Origin of the sequence: Pelomicrobium sp., assembly GCF_036803785.1 — a bacterium.
Classification (GTDB): domain Bacteria; phylum Pseudomonadota; class Gammaproteobacteria; order Burkholderiales; family UBA6910; genus Pelomicrobium.
This window is the reverse complement of sequence record NZ_DAIRTR010000171.1, coordinates 1-5,322: the sequence shown is the minus strand read 5'-3', so window position 1 is coordinate 5,322 and position 5,322 is coordinate 1. Positions and strand designations below refer to the sequence as shown.

The following is a 5,322-nucleotide window of genomic DNA, read 5'->3' as shown; positions in this document are numbered from 1 at the left end:
GATCCGGGGGCGATGGGGCCGGAGGGGCCTGGGTCCTGCGCCGGCGGCGCCGCCCCAGCTCCCCGAGGAACCCGGCCAGAACGCCCAGCACCAACCCGGCCAGGAAGAAGACGAAGATTACCAGGGCGAGAGGGGCCTGCCACTCCACGCCCAGGTAGTAGCGGACCGTCACTGGGTCCATGTTCTTCAGCGCGAAGGTCAGCAGCAGAAGAAACAGGGCGATGCGAACGATCCAAGTGAAAATGCGCATAGGCGAATCGCCGGCGGAAGTACCCTCGTGAGGCTGGGATGCCCCGGCAGCCCGCCGGGCGTCGGAACCCCCACTGCCGCGCCGCTCAGGGCGCTGTCGGGCGAGGCTCGCCCCGGGCCGGCTCCCTGGGCTCAGGACGAGGACTGTTTCTTGCTGTTATAGTCCACCCGCTCCCGCAGTTCCTTGCCGGCCTTGAAGTGGGGAACGTACTTCTCCGGCACCTCCACTTTCTCACCGGACTTGGGGTTGCGTCCGATGCGCGGCGGGCGGTAGTTGAGACCAAAGCTGCCGAATCCACGGATCTCGATGCGCTCCCCCTTGGCCAGGCTGGAAGCCATCGCGTCCAGGATCATTTTCACCGCCAGCTCCGCGTCCTTTGCCACCAACTGAGGATGGCGCGCCGCCAGCCGCGCGATCAGTTCAGACTTGGTCATGGTGAGGCCCTTATTCTTCGGTGTTTTTCCCGTCCAGCTTGGCCTTGAGCAGCGCTCCCAGATTGGTGGTGCCCGCACCGGAGGCGCTTTCGGCCGCCATCTTCTGCAGCGCCTCGTTCTGCTCGGCCAGGTCCTTGGCCTTGATGGACAGGTTGATGGTGCGGTTCTTGCGATCCACGTTGATGATCATCGCCTCGACGGTGTCGCCCTCTTTAAGGCGCGTGCGGATGTCCTCGACCCGGTCGCGGGACACCTCCGACGCCCGCAGATAGCCTTCCACGTCGTTGTCGAGCTGGATCACGGCGCCCTTGGCGTCGATCGACTTGACTGTGCCGGAGACGATGGAGTTCTTGTCGTGCTTGGCCACGTAAGCCGTGAAGGGATCGCCCTCGAGCTGTTTGATGCCCAGGGAGATGCGCTCCCGCTCAACGTCGATGGCAAGCACCACGGCTTCCACCTCGTCGCCCTTCTTGTACTGGCGCACTGCCTCCTCGCCCGGCGTGCTCCAGGACAGGTCGGACAGATGCACCAAGCCATCGATGCCGCCGGGAAGCCCGATGAAGATGCCGAAGTCGGTGATGGACTTGATCTGCCCCTTCACCCGGTCGCCTTTCTTGAAGTTCATGGCGAATTCTTCCCACGGGTTGGGCATGCACTGCTTCATTCCCAGGGAGATGCGCCGGCGCTCTTCATCGATCTCCAGGATCATGACCTCCACCTCGTCGCCCACCTGCACCACCTTGGACGGGTGGATGTTCTTGTTGGTCCAGTCCATTTCGGACACGTGCACGAGCCCCTCGATGCCCTCCTCGATCTCGACGAAGGCGCCGTAATCGGTGATATTGGTGACCTTGCCGAAGAGGCGCGTGCCCTGGGGATAGCGGCGGGAGATGCCAACCCAGGGGTCTTCGCCCAGTTGCTTGAGACCCAAGGAAACCCGGTTCTTCTCCTGGTCGAACTTGAGCACCTTGGCGGTCACCTCCTCGCCCACCGAAAGCACCTCGGAGGGATGCTTCACCCGGCGCCATGCCAAATCGGTGATGTGCAGCAGGCCATCGATACCGCCCAGGTCCACGAAGGCCCCGTAGTCGGTAATGTTCTTGACGATGCCTTTCACCACCGCCCCTTCCTTCAGGCTCTCGAGCAGGGCTTGGCGTTCGGCCCCCAGGGTCTGCTCCAGCACCGCCCGGCGCGACACCACCACGTTGTTGCGCTTGCGGTCGAGCTTGATGACTTTGAACTCCAGCTCTTTGCCCTCGAGGGGGGAGGTGTCCTTCATCGGTCGGATGTCCACCAGGGAGCCGGGAAGGAAGGCGCGGATGCCGTTGATCATGACGGTGAGGCCGCCCTTCACCTTGCCGGCCACCACCCCTTTGACCAACTCGCCTTTTTCCATTGCCTGCTCCAGGTCATGCCAAGCGGCCAGACGCTTGGCCCGCTCCCGGGAAAGCCGGGTCTCGCCGTAGCCATCCTCCAGCGCCTCGATGGCCACGCTGACGAAGTCGCCCGGCTTGACTTCGATCTCGCCCCGGTCGTTACGAAACTCGTCGATGGGAATGAGGCTTTCCGACTTGAGCCCTGCATTGACTACCACATAGTTGGGATCGACCCGCACGACTTCCGCGGTGATCACCTCGCCCACGCGCATTTCCTTGCGCGCCAAGCTTTCCTCGAACAGGGCCGCAAAAGTCTCGCCGGTCTGGGATGCAGGGGAAACGTTAGCCATCATCAAAAGAGTCCGATAAAAAACCCGCCCGGATGTTCAAGCGGGATAAGTTGATAAACAGTCACTTGCGTTCCGCGCCGGCGGCCCATGCGACACCGTGCCGGCAAAGAATTCCGGTGACAACCCTACGATGCCCGGGAGCGATAGCGCTCCACCACCGCCCGCACGACGTCCTCGACGCTGAGCGAGGTGGTATCGATCAGGACTGCGTCCTCGGCCTGTTTCAAGGGGGCTACGGCCCGTTCGCGGTCCTGGCGGTCGCGCTCGGCAATCTCCCGAATAAGATCGCTCATGCTAACACGCATTCCTTTGTCCATCAACTGCTTATAACGGCGCCGCGCCCTTTCCTCAGCGCTGGCGGTGAGAAAGATCTTAAGCCGCGCGTCAGGAAAGACCTGGGTGCCCATGTCCCGCCCCTCGGCCACGAGTCCCGGCGGCCGCCGAAAAGCCCGTTGGCGGGCAAGAAGGGCAGCCCGCACCGGTGCCAGGGCGGCCACCCGGGAGGCGGCCTGGGACACTGCTTCGCTGCGGATGGTGTCGGTCACCCGCTCTCCTTCCAGGATCACCTGGTCGCCGTCGAAGGTGGCCTCAAGTCCCCGGGCCAGGGCCGCCAGCGCCTGTGCGTCGGAAAGCTCGATACCCCGGCGCTGAGCCGTCAGGGCGACCAGACGGTAGAGGGCGCCGCTGTCCAGATAGTGAAAGCCAAGGACCCGAGCCACCTCCTGGGCCACGGTTCCTTTGCCCGAGGCAGCAGGCCCATCGATGGCGATGACCGGCGGGCTTTCTTCGAGGCTCCTGTCGGTCACGTCTCACCCCGGGGCTGGCCCTCCCCCGCATGCTCTTCGATGTCCAGGCCCACGCTGCGGGCGGCAAGAACGAATCCCGGGAAGGAGGTGGCCACGTTGGCGCAATCCAGGATCTCAATGGGCCCGCTGGCCCGTAGCGCCGCTACGGCGAAGGCCATGGCCACCCGGTGGTCGCCATGGCTGTCCACCACCCCTCCTCCGTAGGCGCCGCCCCGGATGCGCATGCCATCGGGCATCGGCTGAGCCTCTACCCCCAGGCGGCGCAGCCCTTGGGCCATCACGGCGATGCGGTCGCTTTCCTTCACCCGCAGCTCTTCGGCGCCCGTCACTACCGTCTCGCCCTCCGCGCAGGCTGCAGCGACAAACAGCACCGGGAACTCGTCGATGGCGAGGGGGACCAGCTCGGGCGGTACCTCCACGCCCTTGAGCGGCGCGTGCCGCACCCGCAGATCGGCCACCGGCTCTCCCCCCACCTGCCGGGGGTTCATGAGCGTAATGTCGGCGCCCATGCGCTTCAAGATTTCCAGCACGCCGATGCGCGACGGATTGATCCCCACGTGGGTGAGGGTGAGATCGGATCCCGGCGCGATGCTTCCCGCCACCAGGAAAAAGGCGGCGGAGGAAATGTCCGCGGGCACCTCAATCTCGCACGCAGCGAGCCGCCCGCCCCCCTCCACGCACACGGTGGAGCCGGAGGAGAGCACCGGGTAGCCAAAGGCGCGCAACATCCGTTCGGTATGGTCCCGAGTGGGCGCCGGCTCGGTCACACAGGTGCGCCCGCTGGCATAGAGGCCCGCCAGCAGAAGGGCCGATTTCACCTGGGCACTCGCCACCCGCAGGGTGTGCTCTACCCCTTTAAGCCGCGTCGTACCGTAGACCGTGAGGGGCGGTCGGCCCTCGGGAGCCGTTTCGATGCGGGCTCCCATGCGTGCCAGGGGCTCGGTCACGCGCCGCATGGGACGCCGCCGCAGGGACGCGTCCCCGGTGAGTACGGAGGTGAACGGCTGACCTGCCAGCAGCCCCGCCAGCAGGCGCATGGAGGTGCCAGAGTTGCCGCAATCGAGCTCCCGGGTCGGCGCCCGTAGTCCCCTCGAACCCACGCCATGGACCGTGACGCGGCCTTGCACCGGGCCCTCGATGGGCACGCCCATGGCTCGGAAGATGTTCATGGTGGCCAGAGCGTCTTCACCTTCCAGGAAGCCCGTGATCCGGGTGGTGCCTTCGGCGATGGAGCCCAGCATGATGGCCCGGTGGGAAATCGACTTGTCCCCCGGTACCCGCAACCTGCCCCGCACCGTACCGCCGGGCTTGACGCGATAGAGGGTACTCATGGTTCCTCGTCTAGTCGTTGGCGCGCCTTCCGGGCCCGGGTGAATAGCCGCTCGAGACCTTCCCCGTCTTCCCGGGCGAGCCGGCCCCGCACCTCATCGAGCCTGGCCTGGTAGGCGTCGATTAGCTCGAGCAAAGCCGCCCGATTGGCAAGGCATACGTCCCGCCACATCTCCGGCGAGCTGGCGGCGATGCGGGTCACGTCCCGGAAGCCCGGGCCGGCAAAGCGCAACAGGGTCTCGTCCTCGGGCTCGCCCGCGATGAGGTCCATCAAGGTGAAGGCGAGCAGATGGGGAAGATGACTCACGGCAGCGAGGATCCGGTCGTGGCGCTCCGGGGCCATCTCCACCACCCGTGCCCCACACGCTTGCCACAGAGCGCGAACGGTGTCCCGGGCTCGGGGGTCGGTCTCCGGCAGGGGCGTGAGCACTACGGTGCGGTCCTGGTAGAGGGCCGCGCTGGCCGCGCCCGCGCCGCTCTTCTCCGCCCCGGCGATGGGATGGGCAGGAACGAAGCGGGGCAAGTGATGGCCTAGGCGCTTGCGGGCGATCGCCACCACGTCCTGCTTGGTGCTGCCCGCGTCCGTCACGAGCGTACGCTCGTCGAGCCTGCCCGCGAGCTGGGCCATGAGGCGCGCATTCTGGCCGACCGGCGCCGCCAGCAGCACCAGATCAGCGCCGGGCAGTGCCGCCTCCAGAGACGCGGCCGTTTCGTCCACCACGCCCATCAGAAGGGCCTGCTCCAGGTTGGCGCGACCCCGCCCCACGCCCACCACCC

At 66.2% G+C, this 5,322-nt stretch carries 6 protein-coding genes; all 6 read right to left on the bottom strand.

The annotated features are described in order from the left end of the window. Positions 1–250 (bottom strand): LapA family protein (locus tag V7Q81_RS14415; protein ID WP_333844638.1); only part of this gene is annotated, 250 nt, incomplete at its 3' end. 131 nt (positions 251–381) lie between these two features. Continuing rightward, entirely contained in the window at positions 382–684 is a 303-nt protein-coding gene (locus V7Q81_RS14410) for an integration host factor subunit beta (protein WP_333844636.1), read from the bottom strand. A gap of 10 nt (positions 685–694) precedes the next feature. Beyond that, positions 695–2,410, bottom strand: a complete 1,716-nt coding sequence (gene rpsA / locus V7Q81_RS14405) for a 30S ribosomal protein S1 (RefSeq protein ID WP_333844640.1) — start codon at positions 2,408–2,410, stop codon at positions 695–697. A gap of 125 nt (positions 2,411–2,535) precedes the next feature. Next, positions 2,536–3,216 carry a (d)CMP kinase gene (cmk, locus tag V7Q81_RS14400; protein ID WP_333844634.1) on the bottom strand — a complete coding sequence of 227 codons (681 nt, stop codon included), beginning with the start codon at positions 3,214–3,216 and terminating at the stop codon, positions 2,536–2,538. Continuing rightward, a complete protein-coding gene (aroA, locus tag V7Q81_RS14395) occupies positions 3,213–4,547 on the bottom strand; it encodes a 3-phosphoshikimate 1-carboxyvinyltransferase (RefSeq protein WP_333844632.1) in 1,335 nt (444 codons plus the stop codon). The genes cmk and aroA overlap by 4 nt, the downstream gene beginning before the upstream one ends. Beyond that, positions 4,544–5,322 (bottom strand): prephenate dehydrogenase (locus tag V7Q81_RS14390; protein WP_333844628.1); only part of this gene is annotated, 779 nt, incomplete at its 5' end. The genes aroA and V7Q81_RS14390, both read right to left, overlap by 4 nt.

Coding starts and splice junctions, on each gene's coding strand:
- V7Q81_RS14410 (WP_333844636.1), bottom strand. CDS start 684: ATGACCAAGTCTGAACTGATCGCGCGGCTGGCGGCGCGCCATCCTCAG.
- rpsA (WP_333844640.1), bottom strand. CDS start 2,410: ATGGCTAACGTTTCCCCTGCATCCCAGACCGGCGAGACTTTTGCGGCC.
- aroA (WP_333844632.1), bottom strand. CDS start 4,547: ATGAGTACCCTCTATCGCGTCAAGCCCGGCGGTACGGTGCGGGGCAGG.